The sequence below is a fragment of the Pseudoalteromonas sp. SG43-6 genome (genome assembly GCF_014164365.1).
GTDB lineage: Bacteria > Pseudomonadota > Gammaproteobacteria > Enterobacterales > Alteromonadaceae > Pseudoalteromonas > Pseudoalteromonas rhizosphaerae.
This window is the reverse complement of record NZ_JACJEZ010000003.1, coordinates 41,325-63,985: the sequence shown is the minus strand read 5'-3', so window position 1 is coordinate 63,985 and position 22,661 is coordinate 41,325. Positions and strand designations below refer to the sequence as shown.

Sequence of the window (22,661 nt, the reverse complement as noted above, 5' to 3'; positions counted from 1 at the left end):
GCCCAATGTAATTTAAAACCTTGGGCGTATTATAAGATTAATAGCTTAACAGACCTATTCTGGCGGTTTTAAAAAATACGTTTGCGCTAATGCATTATGAATGCCCGCTAATTCAATTTGAATTTGATCCATATAATTGTGTAAGTGGCCATTTTTAAGCGCTCTTACATCTTTAGCTTTCAATTGTTTTACCACTGCATCTATTAAATTTATAATCTCTGTAGAATTTGGCAAAGGTGAAATCAGCGTTTTCAGCTCTATTAAGCAAAACAAAATTGACCGTGGAAATACTTCACTGTGCATCACGAATTCTAATACATCAGCACGTTGCACCCGTACGCTCATCTCTTGTCGATACATTTGATAAGCACTAAGCGAGCGCAATAAGCTGATCCACTGAATATTTTCATAAGGTTTTGCTTCATCGCTGGTGATCAACGTCTCTGAACGAATGTCTAATATTCGTGACGTCATATCAGCACGTTCTATTAACGACCCAAAGCGGATAAACGTAAAACCATGGTCATGGTTAATAGTCGCATCTAAAGCACCAAAGATTTGATGGGCTGATTCGATGATTTTCTTTAGATAAGCAAATCGGCCACGCTTAGCAAGCCCTTCTTTTTGATTATCTTTTACATAGTAATAAAGGGAGTTAATTTCTTCCCATACATCGCGAGGCATTACGTCTCGGATCGTCCGAGCGCTCTCTCTTGCATAGATAATAGAATTTAAAATAGACGAGCCATTATCACTACCTACAAGTAAATAACGCAGCGCTTTTTGCTCTGTGTAATCAGCGTGTTTATCTTCATACGCCTGACGCGCGCCAATAATATCTATTAATGGCTCCCAGCCTGTACATACGCCTTTAGGTAAATCCAACATCAGCATGTTGTTGACATTAATTAACCGTGCAACATTTTCTGCACGTTCAACGTAACGAGCTACCCAATATAAAGTTTCACCTACTCTTGATAACATATTATTTAGCCTCTTCGTCAACAATCCAGGTATCTTTACTACCACCGCCTTGAGATGAATTTACCACTAATGAACCTTTCACCATCGCAACACGAGTAAGGCCACCAGTAGTGATCTGTGTGTCTTTACCTGACGATAATATAAACGGTCTCAAGTCAACGTGACGTCCATCAGGCTCTGTGCCGTCAAGGGTCGGAACCGTAGACAAATCAAGAGTTGGTTGCGCTACCCAATTCCGTGGATCGGCTTTTATTTGTGCAATGGTTGCTTGTTGCTCTTTTTTAGTCGATTTAGGACCAATCAATAAACCATAGCCACCCGACTCGTTTGCAGGTTTGACAACTAGTTTATCGATATTTTTAATAACATAATCACATTCTTTAGGATCTAAACACTTATAGGTTGGCACATTTTCGATCTTGGGTTCTTCATCCAAGTAATATTTTATGATGTCAGGTACATAGGCATAAACCACCTTATCATCCGCAACCCCTGCACCGGGTGCATTGACTAACGCCACATTACCTTTCGACCATGCTCGCATTAAACCGGGTACACCTAATTGTGATTCAGGTAAAAAAGCGTCGGGATCTAAGAATAAATCGTCGATGCGTCGATAAATTACATCAACGCGTTGCAAGCCTGTAATTGTGCGCATATAGACACAGTCGTCTTTTTCGACTACTAAATCACGCCCCTCTACTAATTCACAGCCCATCTCTTGAGCAAGGTAACAATGTTCAAAATAGGCGGAGTTAAATACACCGGGTGTTAATACCACTACTTCAGGCTTATCGTCTGGACGAGGTGACATTGCTGCCAACATATCAAACAGTTGTGAAGGATAATCATCAACTGGTAAAATCGACACTTGTTCGAATAACTCAGGGAAAACACGTTTCATCACTGAGCGGTTCTCAAGCATATAAGACACCCCAGACGGCACCCGTAAGTTATCTTCGAGTACAAACATAGTGCCATTTCCATCGCGCACTAAATCGGAGCCGCAGATATGCGCCCATATATTATTTGGCGGAGTAATTCCAACACATTGAGAGCGAAAGTTAACTGATTTTTCGAGTAAGCCTTTTGGAAAAATACCGTCTTTTATTATTTTTTGATCATGGTATAAATCATTTATAAACAGATTCAACGCTTCAACACGCTGTTTTAAACCTACCTCAACAGTTTGCCATTCTTTTTTACCAATAGTGCGCGGAATAATGTCAAACGGCCACGCTCTATCGATCATATTGCCTTCATTATAAACTGTAAAAGTAATGCCCATTTCTTTTATGGCTAGATCGGCAACAGCTCTGGCTTTAACTAATTCTTCTTTTGATAAGCTAGAAAAAAACTGTGCTAACTGTTTACCATGCGTTCGAATATTTCCTTGTGCGTCTATTAATTCATCAAAAAAGCCATTTGTTTGATATGCTTTCCAGTCAATTTTCATACATCCTTCCGCCTTATCCATTATTAATATTGAGTTGTTTTAATCACTCCAATCGAATCATATCAACCGCTACATCAAGCAATTGTGTACCGCCACCAAAAACAACGCCTTTCAAAGGAGTGACATCAGAAAAATCACGGCCAACAGCAAGTGTTATATGCTGCTCATTAGGCATAACATTGTTTGTTGGATCAAAGTCTACCCAACCAAACCTTGGCACAAACACAGAAAACCATGCATGGGTCGCATCTGCACCAGCTAACTTTTCTTCCCCCTCGGGAGGCATTGTTTCTATATACCCGCTAACATAACGTGCTGCTAAACCAATACTGCGTAAGCACGCTATCGCAAAATGTGCAAAATCTTGGCAAACGCCCCTTTTTTGTGCAAAAACAACACTCAAAGGCGTACTAATCGTAGTAAAACCGGGATCATACTGAAACTCATGAAAAATCCGTGCCATGAGATCTTTACAGCCGCAAATCAAGCTAATATCAGCTAAAAACGACGTTAAAGCGTATTCCTTTATACCCTGTACAAAAGGAGTATATTGAGATGGCAAAATAAACTCCGATGTTTTTAACAGCTGATATGTATTTGGCTTTGCGACGATATCGCGAGCCTCTTGCCAAGGCATATCAGTGTCGACGAGGTTAATATTTGCACTTAATAAAAGTTCCACTTCACTGGTCATAGTCACTTTCAGTTTTTTATGCTGAGTGGCTATTTCAAACGCGGTCACTTTATTATCAAAATAATCCGTAAATTCTTGTAGATAATTTGCCGGCGGCTCAATATCTATGCGACTACTGTGGCATATCTGGGCACGATTTGTTTTTGGTGTTAAACGTGCTTGGTTTTGACACAAGCTAACAAAATCGGCATAACTGTAAGTTGTGGAATGCTTTATTTTATATTTCACGATTGAGCTTGCTCAATATTAGTCCAATTCAATTTATTCGCCGTTTGTGTATGAGAAAAATACTGCAATAATAATACATCACAAAAGGTATTTAAGTTCAGGCGAATATTATGGTTAAACTCGATTAACTGTTTACGAACTCCAGCGTCCGTCCTTTGCAGGTAGTCTTTTTCTGTGACATAGCAACTAGTTTTAGAAAGTAAAATTGCTTTTTCATGTGCTGCTATCACTCCCTGTCTGCGTTTAGTCGGTAAATGCTTGCATAACTGGTTTATTTGCTCTAACTGAAAAAGTAATGAGCGAGGGTATTCTGCATCAAGTAATAACAGCTCAAGCCCAGTACCTATACTTTGATACATTCTATAGCGACGTTTATGGGTCACTAAGCTAACTTGACTACTCAAAACCGCTTCGAGTAAACCAAGCTCTTCAGCTTGCTCGAGTTCTTGCGTTAATAAAGCCCCTGTTAATGAGGTGATTTGTAAGCTGCGCTCAATCCTGCGACCCATCTCAAGTAAAAACCAGCCATTGCTGTTTGGCATACAATCCACTAACGAGCCATTAAAGGCCATGATCAAACCAATCACTTTATCTAAAATACTTTGCATCGCACGTGATGAAATGTTGATATTGATATGCTTTAGCACTTTAACTTGTTCATTGATTTCATCAATAATACGACGACTATCATGGGACAATAATTCTTGGACCTGTACTGATGCATTCGCTAAATAATTTAACGTATTTATTATACTACCCGCGCGTAGCTCATCAGCGAGTAAAGCAAACGCTGTTTGCTTAGACACTGCGCTATCAAATTCTTCAAGCTTGATTGCTTGCTCTACATAAGGGTAGACAATATGCTGAGCGCTGATAGCAGCCAACAAACGAGCAACAGTACTGCGGCGTATTAAATCTGGATAAATAGCCAACTCAGTGTAACGATCAATAAAGATACGTAATATTCTTATGGTATTTTCACAGCGCTCTAAATAACGACCGAGCCAAAATAAATGTTCTGCAGTACGACTTGATATAACCCCTTCAAGTAAGCTTACATCCATTCTTTTTTTAATTGGTGTTGGTACACTTTGCTCAGTTAAATCAATATCTTTACTGGTATTTATCCAAGTATCTTTGAGCCAACCAGCGCCCTTAGCGTTAGCACTATTTTGATAAGAGAAACACAGTGCCGATGGCAGCACTTCGATGCCATTTTCTGTGGTTAATACATAACACCTAAATACCACAGGTTTTGCAATTAACTTACCGTCATCCCAAAATGGTGCGCTACTAAATGCGGGTTTATCTTGAAAATAATAATCGCTAGGTTGCTTAGTTATAAGTTGTTTAATTTTATCCGCGTCTAAATGGCCATCAAGTGTTAGTTTAGGATCTTTATAACTACCAAACACTAACTGTGACCAATCCGATGATTTAACATCTTCAATGCTGTGGTACTTAGGGCAATCTAGTAATAATGGTTGTTGTAAAAGTTGCTCTGATAGCTGGGCTAAATTACATTGTATTGCTGGTGATGAGAGTACCCCGCTACCAAAAGGATTTAATACTTTTACTGAGCCCTCACGTACAGCTTGTAATAAGCCTGGAATACCATGTAACGAGTATTGTGTTTGTTCAAGTGAATCGATACTTTGATCTGGGATCCAACGTAAAATCACATTGATTTTCCCCAACCCTTGTAATGACTTTAAACACACTTCGCCATTACGCACTGTTAAATCAGCGCTTTGCACTAAAGTATAGCCAAAGTAAGTAGATAGAAACGCATGCTCGTTATAATTTGGATCATCGATCCCTTGAGTTAAAATAACAATACGAGGATCATCCATATAATGAATAAACTCGTTAATGCCTTCTTGAAACAAATTTAAAAACTCTTTAATTTGTTGCACGTTGCATTCAGCAAACTCTTCAGCCATAACGCGCCTAGCTATAATGCGGTTTTTAAGCAATAGCCCTAGACCTAACGGACATTGGCAATGATCAGCTAAGACTTTAAATTCACCCGATGGTGCGCGATACACATCAACCGCTGTAAAAAACAGTTTTAGCTCATCACTTGGTAAGCTAAATCCTTCACGTAAGTAATGACTATCTTGGTACAGCTGCTGCGGTGATATTTGCCCACTCAAAAGTAGCTTTTGCTCAGAATAAACATCTTGTTGGATCTTATTAAGTAATAAAGTTCGCTGTTTTATGCCTTGCTCTAACGTATTCCAATCTGCTCGAGAAAACATAAAAGGCAGTGGATCGAAGTGCCACTGTTGATTACTCTCACTTTTAATATTGCCATTTTGCAAAAGTTGCGTAATTTCAATGGCACGACTACTTACATCTTCAGCGGTTAAACTTGCTAAACGATTAAATAAAGTATCCCAATGCTCAGGGTTTAAGCCACTGTGATCCGCCAATTCATCATGACCGTGGCGTTTATCAAGGTATAAAGACAACCAATTAGGAAGCTCTGGCATCGTATTATTATTAATGTACAAGCTAAAAGCGCTCCGCTATAAAAAGTAAACTATCATTCTAGTTCAATTTGTTGGTAATTGTATTAACAAAAGCGTCTGTTAAATAATGACTCTACTTTGCGTAATGTCAAAGTGGAGTCATACAATTAACAACCCAAAAATATGATTTATTTGAACTTAGGTTGTCTCCTTAAATCGAGCGTATTAGGGTAATCTGAATTAGTATTTTCTTCATCGGGAACAACAAATTCACTCACCGATTGTGCTGATTCAAAGCTTCGTGTCGCAGCCGATGGGCTCCAACTAGGCTGATCAGATGCTAATAATGATGGTGTGTGACCATGCTCCCAAAATCGTGCAACCCTTCGCCCTTCAGCTTCAAATGCATTAACGGGTAATGTTTCTGGATTTCGCCCACCAGCATGACTAACATGGTAGACAAAACCACCCATTGAGCGGCCTTCCCAGGTATCGATCAGATCAAATACTAACGGTGCATGTACACCAATTGTAGGATGCAGCGCTGTTGGTGGCTGCCATGCACGGTAACGGATCCCAGCAACCATTTCATCTTTCGCTTTGCCTTTAACAATTTTAAGCGGCACGCGTCGGCCATTACACGTAACGATATAGCGGTCACTCATTGTGCCAATTACTTTGATTTGCACGCGCTCTAATGACGAATCAACATACCGAGCAGTACCAGATGCACTGGCTTCTTCACCCAGTACATGCCAAGGTTCAATCGCGGTTCTAAGCTCTAACGTCACATCATCGAGTTCTCGGGTGCCGCAAACAGGGAACCTAAACTCAAAAAATGGGTTTAGCCAACTTACTTGGAATGCAAAACCAGCTTGCTGCAGATCTCTAACAACCTCAGCTAAATCATTTTCAACATACTGAGGTAATAAAAATTTATCATGTAATTCGGTGCCCCAACGGATCAACGGTTTGTGATAAGGCTTTTTCCAAAACCAAGCTAATAAAGTCCGTAATAACAACATTTGCACTAAGCTCATTTGTGAGTGAGGTGGCATTTCAAACCCCCTAAACTCGACAATACCTAGTCGTCCTGTTGCTGAATCGGGTGAATATAGCTTATCAATACAAAACTCCGCCCTGTGTGTATTACCTGTTAAATCAACAAGTAAGTTGCGTAACAAACGATCAACGAGCCATGGCTCAGGCACTTCCCCTTCAGGCATGTGTGAAAATGCGATTTCAAGCTCATAGAGCAACTCATCACGTGCTTCATCCACACGAGGTGCTTGGCTTGTAGGGCCGATAAATAAACCTGAAAATAAATAAGATAATCCAGGATGGTGCTGCCAATAAGTAATAAAACTTCTTAAAATATCTGGGCGTCGTAAGAACGGGCTTTGCTGCGGCGTTTCACCACCTAAAGTGACATGATTACCACCCCCGGTGCCGGTATGACGACCGTCCGCCATAAACTTATCTGTTCCTAAGCGTGCTTGTTTGGCTAGATCGTAAAGTGTCGTTGTTCTATCAACTAATTGCTGCCATGACGAAGATGGGTGGATGTTCACTTCAATGACACCTGGATCAGGTGTCACGGCGTATTTTTCTACACGACTATCTTTAGGCGGGCTATAGCCTTCAATAACAACCGGGATTTGCAGGGCTTCTGCGGTGCTTTCAATCGCATTTAACAGCGACATATAATGTTCAAAATGGCTCGTTGGCGGCATAAAGATGTACAACCGCCCTTCTCTTACTTCCAACGCCATTGCGGTTTTGATCATCTGTTGACCAATAAAGCCTTTTTGCAGTTTTTTAGCTTTTGTAAAGTTATCTGGAATATCAAACGGATCTCGCTCAATAATGTTGCTTGTCCACTCAAGGCTATCAAGCGGTAATCTATAACCAAGGGGTGATTCACCTGGTAATAAAAAACAGTACTCGCGTTTAAATTCCCATTTGCATGACTGCCAGCAATGTTTCGCTTGATTAAACTGCAGCGGCAATGCATAACCAACAGGCTTTTCAATACCTTGTTCCATTTTAGCTAAAAAGCCTTTACGGCTCATTGCACTAAGAAGTTCAGGCTGTTTAGGCCCCACCTCTTTGGGTAACGATGCCTCTTGCCATAAATGATATAAAATATCTTCATAGGCTGTAGTGATAGCCTTGGTTTCAAGGCCTATTTCTGCACATAGCTGTTCTGTAAAACGCTTGGTATCTGTGTGGTCTAATTTATAATCTTTATTCGGATCAGCTAATAAACTGGCATCTTGCCACAAAGCTTCACCGTCTTTTCGCCAATAACATGCATATTGCCAGCGAGGCAGTGGCTCTCCCGGATACCATTTACCTTGCCCATAATGTGTAAAGCCACCTTTGGTATATGCTTTGTTCATCGCAATAAATAAGCTTTGTGCTAGCACTCGTTTTTCTTTACCGTCGGCTTCTGTGTTCCATTGGGGATGTTCCATATCATCAATAGAAATAAACGTCGGCTCACCGCCCATTGTTAAATGAACCCCTTCCTTAACATATACATCATCAACTTGCTGACCCAAGCGGTTTATTGCAGCCCATTGTGTTTCTGAATACGGCTTTGTAACGCGAGGGTCTTCATGTACGCGCGTTACTTTGTTATAAAAACTAAATTCTGATTCGCACTTATCTATGCCACCAGAGACAGGTGCTGCTGAGCTAGGTTCAGGAGTGCACGCAAGCGGAATATGGCCTTCCCCAGCAAATAAGCCGGAGGTAGGATCAAGCCCGATCCAACCTGCGCCTGGAATATATACTTCCGTCCATGCGTGTAAATCAGTAAAATCTTCATCAGGACCACTTGGGCCATCAAGTGATTTTTGATCTGATGTAAGTTGGATTAAATAACCAGATACAAAACGAGCAGCCAAACCTAAATGACGAAACAGTTGTACTAACAACCACGCAGAATCTCGACATGAACCGGTTTTTTTTGTGATGGTTTCGTTCGCCGTTTGAACTCCAGGCTCTAAACGAATGCCGTAGCCAACAAGATTATAAATTGACTGATTGACCGCAACTAAAAAATCAACACTTCTGATTGGTTTTTCCGGACGTAACGAATCAATCAATTCTAAAAACTTAGGACTCGCCTTACGTTTTTTTAAATAGGGATTAAGCTCAGCCTTTGCGACTTTATCGTATTCAAATGGAAACTCTTCAGCATATTCTTCTAAAAAGAAATCAAACGGATTAATTACCGTCATTTCAGCCACTAAATCAACAGTAAAACTAAACTCAGTTGTGGGGCTATTAAATACCACTCTTGCCTGATAATTACCAAAAGGGTCTTGCTGCCAATTGATGTAATGATCTTCCGGCACTATTTTTAATGAATAGCTTTTAATTTTAGTTCGGCTATGCGGTGCTGGACGTAAGCGGAAAATATGCGGCCCCATATTTACTGGGCGGTCGTACTTGTATTGAGTATGGTGCGCTATACCAACAGTAATTGTCATCGATTAATCCCTCTTTAATTTTTTGTATAGCCATTTAAGTATAACTTACTACTACCTGCCTGCTATTTAAGCAATATACATTCCATATAGATTACATAATAAAATTAGGCTGTTAGCCTATATATTGGTCACTATTGACTGTTTAGAATCAAAGAGCGAGCGCTGTGAAGAATTATTTGGTGCGACATCCGCACCAAATTAGCACAAAGCTAGGTATTAAAAATCACACAGCGCTTATTATTTTATGTAATTCACCAATAAAGCATGCCTGTTTTTTCTAGCGATTAAATAGAAAAAAGTCCCAATTAATCACAACACCAGTTAAATGCTTCGCTAAAACGAACTTAAAAAATAGTTCACAATAAAACCACGATTAAGCTTCTTAACAGTGTTATAGTAGTTTGATTTTTAATCGCCCTGAAAGCCAAACTAGCAAGCTTAGTGTCTTTAAACAAGCAATGTTGGCATTTTATTTTGCTAATTTATGATTAGCATCAATGCTTAAGGTAGATTGTTCACAGTTAGATCATGACGTAATACACATCCCGCCTATCTCCATATTAAGGACGCTATTTATGCAAACATTAACAAACATTGGTGACAACTTGGTTAAAGGGATATCTGCCCGCTATGGTTTAAGTTATGGGGCAGTAGTACATATGTTAGTTGCAGTAAATAATGGCGGCGGTTCAATGGCGCAGTTTAATTGCCCAGAACTTGGCGGCTCAGGTCAATGGATGCGCGGTGGAATGACAATGGTAGGAGACATGTTCAATAATGGCTTGAAAAACACCGTTGATAACTTATGTAACGAACTTGCCACTATTTTAGCAAACAACCAAGTTTTCCCCGTCATTCCTGCAGGTACTTTAGGAAGCAACCAGTGGTGGCCAGTTAATTTAGGTAATCCATCGAGTACCGGTTCACAAAACAACACCCGATATGCTGTCTTCCCTAATCGCTTAGCCATTGAAAAAAATGGTCAGGTCACAGTCTATGATACACTCGATCACCAGATCGGAGGGGTAAGCCAGCAACAAGGCAACGATATATCGCTTACCTTTAGTAGCCAGTGGGGAAACATTAGCGTAAATAGTTTGCCAGTGATTGCTGATGATAGCTTCACTCAGACACATTCAAGTCACAATACCAACTTTGCCCAATCAACAGACTTTGCAAAACAACAGCAATCTCCCCCTGAGACAGGCTTAAATGATAAAATGATGAGTAGCGAGTCGACAGCTATTAATGCTTCGCAATACTCAGTGAATGAAACCCTCGACATTATTGAAAAATTAGCACAATTACGTGATTTAGGCGCACTCACTGATGCTGAGTTTAATGAAAAAAAATCAGATTTATTGCAACGAATTTAACGGCAAGTAATCTCAGGCTTATTAATTTTATAATTTGCTAACTATATAATTTGTTAGCAATATAGCTAATGTAAGTCTGTTCACTGAATAATTTGTCATTGTATTTATCAACGGATACGGTAAGAAAATATGAAAACGTTTAAATGTAACTGCAAAGATAATCAAATATTGTTTTTTGAAAGTAGTCACTGCCTTGCCTGTGGCAAAACTGTTGGTATTGATGATAATTTTAACCTTGTAGAACCCTACGAATTTAATGACACAACGGGCTTATATTACAAAACGTCAGCCCCTGACGTGCCTTATCAGAAATGTGATAACAATGCACACTATAAGGCATGCAATGGCATGGTTGATATCAACAGTTTTGTACCAGCCCCAGACACAGAAGAAGTGCTGTGTTTCGCATGTCGGTTTAATGAAACAATCCCAGATCTAAGTATTAATCAACACATTCCACTTTGGACCAAAATGGAAACAGCAAAACGCCGAGCATTGTATACGCTTAAAGCGCTTTCTTTACCATTAAATAACCTCAGCCAAGATGCCGAAGGTGGCCTTAGTTTTGATTTTATAACCGACCGCAGTGTTAATGACCATTTCGTGACTAAATTAGCAGGTCAAGAAAATGTTTTTACTGGCCATAACTGCGGCCATATTACAATTAATTTGGCTGAAGCTGATGATGTCGCTCGATCACAAACAAAGCATGCTATGGGTGAGCGCTATCGCACTTTGCTTGGTCATTTTCGTCATGAGTTAGGACATTATTATTTTGACCAGTTAATTGCAAATTCACCGCATAAACATGCTCTATGTAAACAATATTTTGGCGATGATTCTTTAGATTACCAACAAGCGATTGATGCCCATTATAAAAATGGCGCTCCTGCTAATTGGCATGAAAACTATATTAGTGAATACGCCACCATGCACCCTTTTGAAGACTGGGCAGAAACTTGGGCGCACTACATGCATATTATTGATACTTTAGAGACAGCAAAAAATTTCTCTATTACCGGTTCTACACTCGGTAATGAATTTGAAGTTGAGGACACTGATGAGTTAAGGCTACCGCAAAACTCGTATTACTTTAATAGCCAAACATCAATCTCAGTAATGTTGGATAGCTGGATGGAATTTTCGATTATTTTAAATTCGTTAAATCGCAGCATGGGCTTAGCTGATGCTTATCCATTTGTTTTAACGCAGGCGGTACGCACTAAGCTTTCGTTCGTTCATCACGCGATCCATAACAGACTTAATCTTATGCCTGATTTAAATACAACAGCTGAGGACACATAACAACAGCCTTGATAATGTAATTTCCAAATGCGCTACCCGGATTAACAGCACTGACACAGATAACAAACCGCAGTACGTTATCAGCCAGCTAACACAACACATCCGCTAATGAGTATGACCTGTATTGCGTTATAAACTTTTGGTATTACAAACTAAAGCTTGCCTGATACTTAGTTGAAATTAATCGTACTCGATCAAATGGCCAATGCTCAGCGAGCCAATGTAAGATACATAACCGTAAGGTATTATTTAATTCCTGACTATCATTACGTAGCCAAAAAGTAATCTCACTATCGAATTCATTGTTTACCCCAGGATCGATATACACTGAGCCTAGGCAGCGTGTTTTTTTCGGGTTTAATATCGCATAAGCAAATGCTTTTTTTTCGTTAAACTCTGCGGCATGTTGAGCTAAGCTTTGACGATTCTCTTCAAGGGTCATATCGGCTTTTGGCCAATCAGGCTTGGTGGCGAATATACCTTTTAGCTGCGGCACACTTAACATTACAGCAGTAAAATCAAGCTCGACTACCTGCTCATTTAATGGGGTAAAATAAAACGCAGTTGTTTGCAGCGCTTCTGGGGGGTTAAAATCCGTCGATACAAATAAAGACATTGCTTCCTTCCTTGCTAATATTTAACTGATAAAACCAGCCATTGTTGTTTTAATCCTATAAAATGAAAGCCGCCAATCAGTAAACAAATGATCGAGCTGCAAAGCCAAAACATCTCACTGCGTCCTAGCGGATTAGTCATTAAATATAATCCTGCAATACCGCGAAACAAATAAATCGCAGTTACCACAACTAACACAAAGCGTATGAAAGGTAGCTGTTTGAACAAACCCGCGGCAGAAAAAGCATATAACGACCAAACGCTTAATACAAAAGCGATGAAGAAAGTGATCAGCGAAGGCGTCAACTTGCCCTGCTCTGCGAGCATTGCCATGTGCTCACCAGCACCGAAAAAGCGATACCACGGCGCACCAAAAACAATACAACCAAGGTGAGCGAGTGCGGCTAAAGCACTCAAGCTGCCTGCAATCAGCAAAAATAGGTTCATACACTGTCAACTAATTCACATTTAACTCCACCATAATACGAAAAAGCCATTAACTTCAAGTATTCACTGAAATTATTGTATGAAAAGTGTACTTTCATAAACTAAGGTCAACATAAAATACAACTATTGCTGTTCAATTGCGAAGTCCGCTACTAAATTGTCTTGCCTGATATTCAAGCGCAACTATATTACGCTTGAATATCAGACGCTACACATTACTTTAGTGTTTGCTCAAACGCACCTACATCGCCAGGGAAAACCACCGGTGATTCAATACCGTCTTTATTAACCGCAGCAACCCCAAAATAATAATTATCAATGACTACATTTTTAAGAGTCGCTTCACTTACATCACCCACATAGCGGCTAAATTGCCATTGTGGTTCACTGGTATAACGCCAATAGAGTCTGTACCCCGTGGTCGTTTTATCATTATTTTTTTGCCATTTTAAGGTCGTACTAGGTTGCACAGCACCTGATATTTCAACGTTATTAGGTGGTGCAGGTGCCCATGCCATTGACGCTAAACTTACCGCATTAAGCGCTGTTAATTTTGCGGTATAATCAAAATCAACGCCATCAATGGTATCACCATAAACAATACCATCCTCAGTGCGTAAGTCTTGATGTTGATGGTTATAATTTTCGTTCGTTTCCATTACTCTTACAGCAGCATAACCCATGTCGTTAAACGGGCGATGATGCCCTCCTCGACCAAAGCGATCGAGTCGATAAACTAGCAATGTGTCAAGATTGGGAATATAGCGATCGGCAATGGTATCGATATAACGGGCTAAATTACGACTAGCTGAATCGACCTCGCCACCGGTAAAACGGCGTTTATGCGCTTGCTCTTTGGTTTCGATAACCCGCGTACCTTCAGAGAAAATACGTGCAGTCGTGTTATCAGTAACGCCATTAATACCAGTAATATTACCAATCATGTCATTATTGAGTACACCGTGTACTTGCCAGCCTTGCTTTTGTGCATAGTCGGCTAAAATTTTACCACCAAAAAGTCCTTGCTCTTCGCCTGAAAGCGCGGCATAAACAATTGAGCCATTAAATTTATATTTAGATAACACGCGAGCTGATTCAATCACCCCAGCAACACCCGATGCATTATCATTCGCCCCTGGTGCGTCGCTGGTAAAATCCATTACATCGCTGACCCGTGAATCAATATCGCCCGACATCATCACCATCCGGTTTGGCTGATCAGTACCGCGTTGAATAGCAATAATATTCACCACTTCAACAGGATTTGGAATACGCTTTTCGCCAGAAATGGTATCTTTAACTTCTATTACTTCTAAACAGCCACCGCATTGCTGAGAAATTTTCTCAAACTCAGCCTTGATCCAACGCCGAGCTGCACCAATTCCTCGGGTGTTTGATTTCGTTTCTGATAACGTATGACGAGTGCCAAAATCAACAAGTGTTTGAATATCACTGCCAATACGTGTTGCTGAAACATCAGCGGCAATATCATGAAGCTTGGTTTGATCTTGATAATTTAGCTCAGCGGCCAAGGTGCTTGTTGAAATAAACAATGTAGTTATTAAAATTGCGGGCTTGAGGGTCGATAGCTGATAGGTTTTATGATCAGACATAGTGTTGATGCTCTTTATTATTTGATAAATATACAATACGTGAGCAGTTACCTGCTGCAAATAATTTTGAGACCAACACCTGTTTAACTCGTTCAATCACTGATTGGTTAGATAAACGGGATAATAATCGCGGTATGAACAAATATACGTCAATAAAAAACCCACCAATATAGTGGGCTTATGCATAGTAAAACTATCGTATGTTAAACAACACCTTGCTCAATCATAGCATCTGCTACACGACGAAAAGCAGCAATATTAGCACCTAACACTAAATTACCAGGTTGATCAAATTCAGCGGCTGTATTACTTGCAGTATCAAAGATATTTTTCATTATTTGTTGCAGCTTAGTATCGACCTCTTCGAACGTCCACATTTGCATACTGGCATTTTGCGCCATTTCTAATTGACTCGTCGCAACACCACCCGCATTAGCTGCTTTGCCAGGGCCATAGGCTATTTTAGCAGCAAGCAACACATCGACCGCTTCTTTAGTACTTGGCATATTTGCGCCTTCACAAACTAATATACAACCATTGTTTATTAACGTTCGCGCATCAGCTTCAGTTAACTCATTTTGCGTCGCACAGGGAAAAGCGGCATCAGCAACAAAACGCCATACCGCATGTCCATCACTTGGGTAATCTGCACAAGCAATATACTTCGCATCGCTGTGGGTTTCTAAATAGACAGCTAAACTTTCACGCGCACCTTCTTTAAGCTTTTTAACAAGTGCAACATCAATACCTGATTCATGATACAGCGTACCGCTTGAATCACTGCAAGTGATAGGTGTTGCCTCTAATTGATAAAGTTTTTCCATCGCGTAAATTGCCACGTTCCCGGCACCAGAAACTAAACAGCGCTTACCTTTAAGTGAGTCATCATTGTCTTGCAACATGTAATTGGCAAAATAAACAGCGCCATATCCTGTCGCTTCTTTTCGAGCCAATGATCCACCCCACAATAAACTTTTGCCGGTAAACGCACCGTCGTAACGTCCGGTCAACCGTTTATATTGACCAAACATATAGCCTATTTCGCGTGCCCCAACGCCAATATCACCCGCAGGCACATCGGTGGTTGGGCCGATATGACGATACAACTCATTGATAAATGATTGGCAAAAACGCATTATTTCGCTGTCAGAGCGGCCCTTAGGATCAAAGTTTGCGCCGCCTTTACCACCACCAATCGGTAAGCCAGTTAACGCATTTTTAAAAATTTGCTCAAACCCTAAAAATTTTATGATGCTGGCATTTACACTTGGATGGAAACGTAAACCACCTTTGTATGGACCTAAGCTTGAGTTAAATTCAATTCGATAGCCTTTATTGACATGAATGTTACCGTCATCATCAACCCAAGGGACTCTAAACATAATTTGACGTTCAGGTTCGACTAGACGTTGAATAATCGCATTTTTTTGATAGTCGGCTGAGTTTTCAAGAATAGGTTCAAGTGATTCAAGCACTTCTTCAACGGCTTGATAAAATTCGCATTGTGCTGGGCTAGTTTGTTTTAAATGTGCAATGGTATCATGGATATAATTCATAATTATTCTTCCGTGTTAAAAGTTATGCTTGTCTCAGATGTTAAAATAGACGTGATCAAGTTTATGGGTCATCTAGTTAAGAGCCTTAAAAATTGTAATATTTTTAACACTGTAACATGATAAACCTATATATTTAACGTTCGATAACGTGAATTATTTTTGAGTTCATACGCAAGAGCAACAATTAACGCTCATTAAAAAAGAATATAAATTTATGAAATGTGAATAAATAAAGATTTAAATACTAACGCAGAGGGCTGCTTAAAACACCGATGCTTAAAGTGGGGTTAAAAATCATACCCGTACGATATAAATACGGATATGAACACGTAAATTATTCGCCGCTTGCCTCTGGACGAAGTTGTAGCTGTAAACCAGTTAAAAAGTTACGTAATATTTGGTCATTACATACACGATAATGCTTGTTATCGGCTTTACGAGAAAATGCACTTAACTCATGCTTACTCAAACTAAAATCAGTTAAGGCAAAGACATCGATCACGTCTTCCGTTTTCATATTTAATGCGATACGTAATTTCATTAAAATAATATTATTATTTAATTTACTTTCTGGCGCTGGTTGCTCACCGTCGCGCTTACCGCGCTTTGTATTAATAAAACCATTTAGAAAAATGGCAAACTCAGTATCACTTGGATCTACGTAACCCTCTTCCCCTTCTCTGGTTAGCCAACCAATCACTTGTTGTTGAGTCACGTCATGATCTGCTGCAGCAAAAATTTCAATCATGGTAGTATCAGCTAAATTAAAGGTATAGCGAAGGCGGCGTAAAATATCATTATTAGTCAAAGTAAATTCCAGAGTAAGATAAGACAACCAAGCAGGTATTGCAGGCTTATGAGTAGCCATACAGTTTAGCAGAGTTAACAAGGCCACCCTATTGATTTTTTGTTTTGCTCAACATCCCCATTATGAAGGAACGGCATGATTGATTTAACGCCATTTACTACCGATGCATACCTAGTAGCAACAATCCAAAGTAAGCAAGACACGCTAAAGATTTTTGAAAATGCTGATTATCGTTGGCTTACACTCGGGGATAAGCTAACTTTACAAGGTGTAATGGAAAAATCACAACCGCAGCAAGTATGTAATCCGGTAAATCAAGCTATGCTGCTATTTTTGCTTTGTAGCGAACCCTCCTCACAGATATTAAATTTAGGTTTAGGCAGCGGTTGTTTTGAACGAGCAGTGACTAATAAAGCCGGATTTGAATTAACGACTGTCGAAATTAATCCGAATGTAATTAAAGCAGCTAAGCAGTATTTTTTCCTCAATGACAACAATCATATTGTAGCGCAATGCGCTGAACAATTTGTTGCTCAAAGTAGCCGCAAATTTGATGTGATTATAATTGATGTTTTTAGTGGTAAATCGCAGCCAGCATTTTTACAAAAACAGGCATTTTTGTGCGACTGTCATGCTCGACTTAGCACATACGGTAAGATCTGCATCAACTTTACTGCAGAAAATAAACAACAATTAATCGCTCTACTAACGACACTTCGAAGTCTATTCAGTCATATTGTGGTGATTGAATTTAACCAATATAAAAATATTGTGCTGATCGCCAGTGAGCAACGCCTTGATGCTATTAATATTGAACAGATAAAACAGCACAACAATTTTAGCTCGCCTGATTTAGCTGCTGAAATTAAACAATTATTTCATATACCTAAGCTTGATTAAAAATGCGAGCCTGGTTGAGCTAAAAACGCAACTTCCTCGGCGCTGGACTGACGCCCTAAAATAGCATTTCGGTGTGGGTAGCGACCAAACTGATCGATAATATTTTTATGGGCAAGTTCATAATCTTCATTACTCAAACCTTTAAATAATACCATCGCCTGTTGGTGTATAAAGCTCGATTCGCTGTGCATAAACGGCATATAAAAAAACACCCGCTGCTCAACAGGTAATAATTGATCAAAGCCTTTTTCGATTGCCAACTGTGCCAATGTTAACGCTTGCGGATCTTGACTAAACGCGTGAGGGGTATCCCGGTAAATATTACGAGAAAACTGATCAAGCACAATCACTTCAGCTAATGCACCTAAGGCAGTCACTCGCCAAGACGCATACTCGCCTTTTGTAATAGCTATCAACAGATCACTAAATGTATCTCGTATCTTAATATCTGTAGCATCAGATTTTTTATACCAACCAGATGGACCGAGTTCATCAAACCAATAATCTATTACTACTTGATAACTAAACATAAATTCCCCTTAGTTGCCTAATACCTTGGCTGGATCCACTCTTGTTGCCTGCCATGCAGGGTAAATAGTGGCTAATACTGCCAACACAAAAGTTACAATAACAGTGATCACAATATCTTGCCATACCAGCTTACTGGGTAAAAACTCAATAAAATACACCCCTTCCAGCGGGTTTGAGCCTAACAACTGACTCAGTAGGGTAAAAAGCTCACTGATGTTCAGCGCCAGTATCACACCTATAAATGAGCCCAGTACCACGCCAATAAATGCTTGGCTAAGTCCTTGTAAAATAAAGGTCGCTAATATCGTACTGTCTTTAGCGCCCATGGTTTTTAATATCGCTATGTTGGCCTGTTTTTCACGTACTTCCATCACTAATGACGAAACAATATTAAAACTTGCCACCGCAATGATTAAAAACACCACAATATAAACAATGGTTCTGACCATTTGTATATCTTGGTATAAGCTACCTTGGGTTCTAAACCAGCTAGAGATATAAACATAATCATCAATTGTTTGGCCAACCCGTAGCGCAATTTGGTGTGCTTGAAAAACATCGGTTACTGCTAAGCGAAGCCCTGTTACTTGCAGTGGCTCATAACCAAGTACTGATTGCGCCTTACTGAGATGGATGAAGGCAGCAGAACTATCAATAGGGCCACCCATTTCAATAATACCCGCAAGGGTTAAAGTGACCCTTTTGGGTGCTAAAATCTCAGTACTTATCTCGTTAACTTGCGGGATCAATAAGGTAATTAACTCCCCTTGCTTAACACCTAATTGTTTAACAATTTGTTGGCCTAAAATAATTTCGTCTTCGCTTATTTGGCTGACCAACTTGCCATGGGTAAACTGATTAACCGCCGATACGTCACTTTCTAGAGCAGGATCAACCCCTCGCACTTCAACCGCTTTTAGTTCACTTTTGTATTGCGCCATACCATTGACACTAATAAAAGGTGCTGCACCGGTTACGCCACGTTGCTCTGAGAGCTTTTGAACTTTATCCGGCCAGTTATCAATTGGACGATTAGGCGCAACATATTCAACTTGTGGCACAACGCTTAATAAGCGATGTACTAGTTGTTGTTCAAAGCCATTGATCACCGACAAAGCAACAATTAACACTGCAACGCCGAGTAAAATACCAATGGTTGACGCTTTGGCAATAAAACTAACAAAGCCATTTTTTTCATCGCTGCTGCCGGAGCTTGCTCTAAAACGTTTACTTAAATAGGCACTAAGCAACATGGCTGGCCTCTTTAATTGCCAATTTCCCATCATCAAGGTAAGCAATTTTACCCAGCTTATCGGCTAATTCTAGGTCGTGCGTCACCACCACAAAACTGGTATTCAAACTGCTATTAAGCTCTTTGATCAAATCGTAAATTTTAATCGCATTTTGTTTGTCTAAGTTACCTGTTGGCTCATCGGCCAATACTAAATCAGGTTCGCTCACCAATGCCCGCGCAATTGCCACCCGTTGACGCTCGCCACCAGAGAGCATTGATGGTTTATGGCTACTACGGTGCGATAGCCCTACTTTATCGAGCATTACGAGGGCTTTAGCATTGGCTTTTTTAGCGCTGAGACCTTTGATCAACAGCGGCATCGCAACATTTTCTAACGCGTTAAACTCCATTAATAAATGATGGAACTGATAAATAAACCCTAAATGCTCATTACGAAATTTCGCTTGCTCAGCACGTGATAGTTTAGCAACTTGTTGACCTTTAATTTTTGCCACACCGGCACTTTGTGAATCCAAAGTCCCCAAAATGTGCAGTAAAGTACTTTTACCAGAACCAGAGCTGCCAACAATAGCCAGCATCTCACCTTGTTGTAAGGTTAAATCAACCCCTTTTAAAACCTCAACGTGATTTTCACCATCTTGATACACTTTACTTAACTGTTCACATTGGATAACTAAATCATTCATAGCGCAATACCTCTGCTGGGCTAACATTGGCAGCTTTACGCGCCGGATATAAAGTGGCTAAAAAGCTCATGGTAATACTGCCTACGGCAATCAGCGATAAGCTCATTACGTCAAATTTTACTGGTAAGGCAATCCCTGTTAACAAGTTTAAACCTATGCCTGCCAGCACTTCGTTGATATAAGCACTGAGTAATAAGCCAAGGGCTGCACCGATACTGGTACCAATCAAACCATTGTACAAACCTTGGATCATAAAGACTTGCTGCACTTGAGCCGGCGTTAAGCCAAGCGTTTGTAAAATAGCCACTTCACTTTGTTTTTCGCTCACCATCATGGTCAACGCAGAGACAATATTAAATACCGCAACTAATACAATCAGCGCCAGCAGCATCGACATAATGCGTTTTTCCATTGCGACTGCTGCAAACAAAGTACCTTGTGACTGGCGCCAATCGGTGACTGTATGTTGACTTAAAATTGCACTAGCTGAAGCGCTAAAGGCATGTAGTTGAAAAGGATCGTTCAGTGAAATACTCAAATTAGGAGCACTAGTTTGTGGCAACTTTAATACCCGTTGTAGCGATTCGCCGCTAGTAAAAGCAAGTCCCATATCAATTTCAGAACCTGTTTCATAAATGGCAGCAACGGTGAACAAACGTTGGCTTGGTACGCGACCTAAAGGTGTATAGGTTGACGCATTAGGCATGATCACGCGCACTTTATCACCTAAACCAATTCCCAGTTTACGTGTTAAATAACGACTAACCGCAATGTGATAGCGCGATGTCATGACTGTTTGCCAATTACCTTGAATAACTTTATCGCTGATTTTATAAAGCGATGCGTTATCGTCGTACAAACCTTGCAATAGCACGCCATGTAAATCGCGATTGGTTTGTAAAATGGCTTCACCATGGCGATACAAACTCGCTCTTTTCACAAATTTGGACGCAACAATGGTATCTTGCAGCTGGATCATTTGTGCTTGAGTTTGTCCATCAGACGCAATTTCAACATGAGGAATGAGGCCCAACATATTGGTTTTAAGGTTATTTTCAAAACCATTCATCACTGAGCTGACAGTAAATAATGCCATTAAACCAATGGCGATACCGGCAATGGAGAAAAACGAAATAAAAGAGATAAATGCGTTCCCTTTCGAGGAGCGACTGTATCTCAGCCCGATAAACAGGCTAACAGGTTGAAACATAATTATTTATGGTCACATTTAATGCCAATTCAGCGCTCATACTAGCATAAATAAAGTGCCATTGGGTATGCGCAAAAGTGTAAAAATTCATGACAAATCAACTGCTGTATCAAAATTAAGCCGCTTTATTTAAACTTTTAGTTTAGAGATTTAATAAGGTGATCGAGTAATGCTCTGACATTGGTCGCAACAAATTGTCGCGGAGGATACACTCCCCATACACCTTCTGGTTTTGGCTGATTATTGGTTAAAATAGGCACTAAATCACCCGTGGCTAAATCACTCTCAATGTAGTAGTTTGGCACTTGTATGATGCCAAGACCCTTTTTAGCTGCATCAGCTAACGCCCAGCCACTATTACACTGTAACCGCCCCGCAATTTTGATATGTTTATCACGCCCTTGCTCGCACACCCGCCAATAACTGCTGTTGCCGACTAAGCATTGATGGTGCTGTAATTCAGCTAATGTGTGAGGTTCGCCAAAACGGGCTAAATAGGCTTTTGAGCAGCAAATTACAAAATGACGTGCACTTAAACGTCGTGCTTTTAAGCTAGAGTCTTTTAAATGACCAAGGCGAATAGCTAAGTCAAAGCCGCCCTCAAGTAAATTTTCTTGTTCATTGCTCAGCGCCATCACCACTTCTACATCAGGGTGCAGTTGCATAAAAGTATGCACTGCTGGCATCACGAAGCTTTCGCCATACATAACCGGAGCTGTGAGTTTAATTTTACCTTTAGGAGCATTTTGCTGTTGTGCTAATAACGCGGTGGCGTCGTCCATTGCATGCTGTAAATGTTTTGTTTGATGTAAAAAGACTTCGCCTTCTTTAGTCAGTACAACTTTACGGGTAGTACGCGTTAATAATTGGGTATTTAAGCGCTGCTCTAATTGCGTTACATGGCGGCTTATGTGTGCAACGGATACCCCTAATGCGGTTGCAGCGCGGGTAAAGCTGCCTTCTTCACCGACTGCGATAAATTCGTCTATGCCTAACCAACGACTCATTATTACCATACTGTAA

General features: G+C 40.2%; 18 protein-coding genes. 3 read left to right on the top strand and 15 right to left on the bottom strand.

All coding sequences use genetic code 11. The annotated features are described in order from the left end of the window. Positions 1 to 54: 54 nt before the first annotated feature. The 5 genes from H5201_RS01780 to H5201_RS01760 form a co-directional block, all read right to left on the bottom strand. Positions 55 to 984, bottom strand: coding sequence for an alpha-E domain-containing protein (locus H5201_RS01780; RefSeq protein WP_182717436.1), 930 nt, complete (start codon positions 982 to 984; stop codon positions 55 to 57). A 1-nt stretch (position 985) separates the two neighbouring features. Continuing rightward, positions 986 to 2,440, bottom strand: a complete 1,455-nt coding sequence (locus H5201_RS01775; protein ID WP_182717435.1) for a circularly permuted type 2 ATP-grasp protein — start codon at positions 2,438 to 2,440, stop codon at positions 986 to 988. A gap of 43 nt (positions 2,441 to 2,483) precedes the next feature. Beyond that, the gene (locus H5201_RS01770) at positions 2,484 to 3,362 is read right to left on the bottom strand and encodes a transglutaminase family protein (protein ID WP_145233166.1); all 879 of its coding nucleotides are present in this window, start codon (positions 3,360 to 3,362) and stop codon (positions 2,484 to 2,486) included. Beyond that, positions 3,359 to 5,878 carry a circularly permuted type 2 ATP-grasp protein gene (locus tag H5201_RS01765; RefSeq protein WP_145233165.1) on the bottom strand — a complete coding sequence of 840 codons (2,520 nt, stop codon included), beginning with the start codon at positions 5,876 to 5,878 and terminating at the stop codon, positions 3,359 to 3,361. Before H5201_RS01765 ends, H5201_RS01770 begins: the two co-directional genes overlap by 4 nt. 146 nt (positions 5,879 to 6,024) lie before the next feature. Continuing rightward, complete coding sequence (locus tag H5201_RS01760) at positions 6,025 to 9,336, bottom strand: DUF2126 domain-containing protein (protein WP_182783589.1); 3,312 nt, start codon at positions 9,334 to 9,336, stop codon at positions 6,025 to 6,027. A gap of 575 nt (positions 9,337 to 9,911) precedes the next feature. Here H5201_RS01760 and H5201_RS01755 point away from each other — a divergent pair. Both H5201_RS01755 and H5201_RS01750 read left to right on the top strand, forming a co-directional pair. Beyond that, a complete protein-coding gene (locus tag H5201_RS01755) occupies positions 9,912 to 10,712 on the top strand; it encodes an SHOCT domain-containing protein (protein ID WP_182717432.1) in 801 nt (266 codons plus the stop codon). 129 nt (positions 10,713 to 10,841) lie between these two features. Then, positions 10,842 to 12,017 carry a putative zinc-binding metallopeptidase gene (locus H5201_RS01750; protein ID WP_182739607.1) on the top strand — a complete coding sequence of 392 codons (1,176 nt, stop codon included), beginning with the start codon at positions 10,842 to 10,844 and terminating at the stop codon, positions 12,015 to 12,017. A gap of 145 nt (positions 12,018 to 12,162) precedes the next feature. Here H5201_RS01750 and H5201_RS01745 read toward each other — a convergent pair whose 3' ends face one another. From H5201_RS01745 to H5201_RS01725, 5 genes are all read right to left on the bottom strand, one after another. Then, positions 12,163 to 12,633 (bottom strand): hypothetical protein, encoded by a 471-nt coding sequence (locus H5201_RS01745; RefSeq protein ID WP_182760912.1) that lies wholly within the window; start codon positions 12,631 to 12,633, stop codon positions 12,163 to 12,165. A 14-nt stretch (positions 12,634 to 12,647) separates the two neighbouring features. After that, positions 12,648 to 13,079 (bottom strand): hypothetical protein, encoded by a 432-nt coding sequence (locus tag H5201_RS01740; protein WP_149982511.1) that lies wholly within the window; start codon positions 13,077 to 13,079, stop codon positions 12,648 to 12,650. A gap of 215 nt (positions 13,080 to 13,294) precedes the next feature. Further along, positions 13,295 to 14,692: a M28 family peptidase gene (locus H5201_RS01735; RefSeq protein WP_182760911.1), complete on the bottom strand. Its 1,398-nt coding sequence runs from the start codon at positions 14,690 to 14,692 to the stop codon at positions 13,295 to 13,297. Positions 14,693 to 14,895: 203 nt separating this feature from the next. Continuing rightward, positions 14,896 to 16,248: an NADP-specific glutamate dehydrogenase gene (gdhA, locus tag H5201_RS01730; protein ID WP_182783587.1), complete on the bottom strand. Its 1,353-nt coding sequence runs from the start codon at positions 16,246 to 16,248 to the stop codon at positions 14,896 to 14,898. A gap of 334 nt (positions 16,249 to 16,582) precedes the next feature. Further along, complete coding sequence (locus tag H5201_RS01725) at positions 16,583 to 17,056, bottom strand: DUF1456 family protein (RefSeq protein ID WP_182783613.1); 474 nt, start codon at positions 17,054 to 17,056, stop codon at positions 16,583 to 16,585. Positions 17,057 to 17,191: 135 nt separating this feature from the next. Here H5201_RS01725 and H5201_RS01720 point away from each other — a divergent pair, with 135 nt between their 5' ends. Continuing rightward, complete coding sequence (locus H5201_RS01720) at positions 17,192 to 17,956, top strand: spermidine synthase (protein ID WP_182783586.1); 765 nt, start codon at positions 17,192 to 17,194, stop codon at positions 17,954 to 17,956. Here H5201_RS01720 and H5201_RS01715 read toward each other — a convergent pair. The 5 genes from H5201_RS01715 to H5201_RS01695 all read right to left on the bottom strand — a co-directional run bounded on the left by H5201_RS01715 (position 17,953) and on the right by H5201_RS01695 (position 22,645). Continuing rightward, positions 17,953 to 18,486: a DUF924 family protein gene (locus tag H5201_RS01715; RefSeq protein ID WP_145233156.1), complete on the bottom strand. Its 534-nt coding sequence runs from the start codon at positions 18,484 to 18,486 to the stop codon at positions 17,953 to 17,955. The two genes, H5201_RS01720 and H5201_RS01715, sit on opposite strands and share 4 nt — an antisense overlap. 9 nt (positions 18,487 to 18,495) lie before the next feature. Continuing rightward, positions 18,496 to 19,740, bottom strand: a complete 1,245-nt coding sequence (locus H5201_RS01710; RefSeq protein ID WP_145233155.1) for a lipoprotein-releasing ABC transporter permease subunit — start codon at positions 19,738 to 19,740, stop codon at positions 18,496 to 18,498. Then, on the bottom strand, positions 19,730 to 20,428 hold the full coding sequence (lolD, locus tag H5201_RS01705; RefSeq protein WP_145233154.1) for a lipoprotein-releasing ABC transporter ATP-binding protein LolD: 699 nt from the start codon (positions 20,426 to 20,428) through the stop codon (positions 19,730 to 19,732). Before lolD ends, H5201_RS01710 begins: the two co-directional genes overlap by 11 nt. After that, positions 20,421 to 21,638 (bottom strand): lipoprotein-releasing ABC transporter permease subunit, encoded by a 1,218-nt coding sequence (locus H5201_RS01700; protein ID WP_182783584.1) that lies wholly within the window; start codon positions 21,636 to 21,638, stop codon positions 20,421 to 20,423. The genes lolD and H5201_RS01700 overlap by 8 nt, the downstream gene beginning before the upstream one ends. Positions 21,639 to 21,775: 137 nt before the next feature. After that, positions 21,776 to 22,645, bottom strand: coding sequence for a LysR family transcriptional regulator (locus H5201_RS01695; protein ID WP_182739612.1), 870 nt, complete (start codon positions 22,643 to 22,645; stop codon positions 21,776 to 21,778). Positions 22,646 to 22,661 lie beyond the last annotated feature (16 nt).

Bases quoted from the DNA above. Each gene is read 5' to 3' on its own strand.
- H5201_RS01780 (WP_182717436.1), bottom strand. From the start codon at position 984: ATGTTATCAAGAGTAGGTGAAACTTTATATTGGGTAGCTCGTTACGTT.
- H5201_RS01775 (WP_182717435.1), bottom strand. From the start codon at position 2,440: ATGAAAATTGACTGGAAAGCATATCAAACAAATGGCTTTTTTGATGAA.
- H5201_RS01760 (WP_182783589.1), bottom strand. From the start codon at position 9,336: ATGACAATTACTGTTGGTATAGCGCACCATACTCAATACAAGTACGAC.
- H5201_RS01755 (WP_182717432.1), top strand. From the start codon at position 9,912: ATGCAAACATTAACAAACATTGGTGACAACTTGGTTAAAGGGATATCT.
- H5201_RS01750 (WP_182739607.1), top strand. From the start codon at position 10,842: ATGAAAACGTTTAAATGTAACTGCAAAGATAATCAAATATTGTTTTTT.
- H5201_RS01745 (WP_182760912.1), bottom strand. From the start codon at position 12,633: ATGTCTTTATTTGTATCGACGGATTTTAACCCCCCAGAAGCGCTGCAA.
- H5201_RS01740 (WP_149982511.1), bottom strand. From the start codon at position 13,079: ATGAACCTATTTTTGCTGATTGCAGGCAGCTTGAGTGCTTTAGCCGCA.
- H5201_RS01735 (WP_182760911.1), bottom strand. From the start codon at position 14,692: ATGTCTGATCATAAAACCTATCAGCTATCGACCCTCAAGCCCGCAATT.
- gdhA (WP_182783587.1), bottom strand. From the start codon at position 16,248: ATGAATTATATCCATGATACCATTGCACATTTAAAACAAACTAGCCCA.
- H5201_RS01720 (WP_182783586.1), top strand. From the start codon at position 17,192: ATGATTGATTTAACGCCATTTACTACCGATGCATACCTAGTAGCAACA.
- H5201_RS01715 (WP_145233156.1), bottom strand. From the start codon at position 18,486: ATGTTTAGTTATCAAGTAGTAATAGATTATTGGTTTGATGAACTCGGT.
- H5201_RS01710 (WP_145233155.1), bottom strand. From the start codon at position 19,740: ATGTTGCTTAGTGCCTATTTAAGTAAACGTTTTAGAGCAAGCTCCGGC.
- lolD (WP_145233154.1), bottom strand. From the start codon at position 20,428: ATGAATGATTTAGTTATCCAATGTGAACAGTTAAGTAAAGTGTATCAA.
- H5201_RS01700 (WP_182783584.1), bottom strand. From the start codon at position 21,638: ATGTTTCAACCTGTTAGCCTGTTTATCGGGCTGAGATACAGTCGCTCC.
- H5201_RS01695 (WP_182739612.1), bottom strand. From the start codon at position 22,645: ATGAGTCGTTGGTTAGGCATAGACGAATTTATCGCAGTCGGTGAAGAA.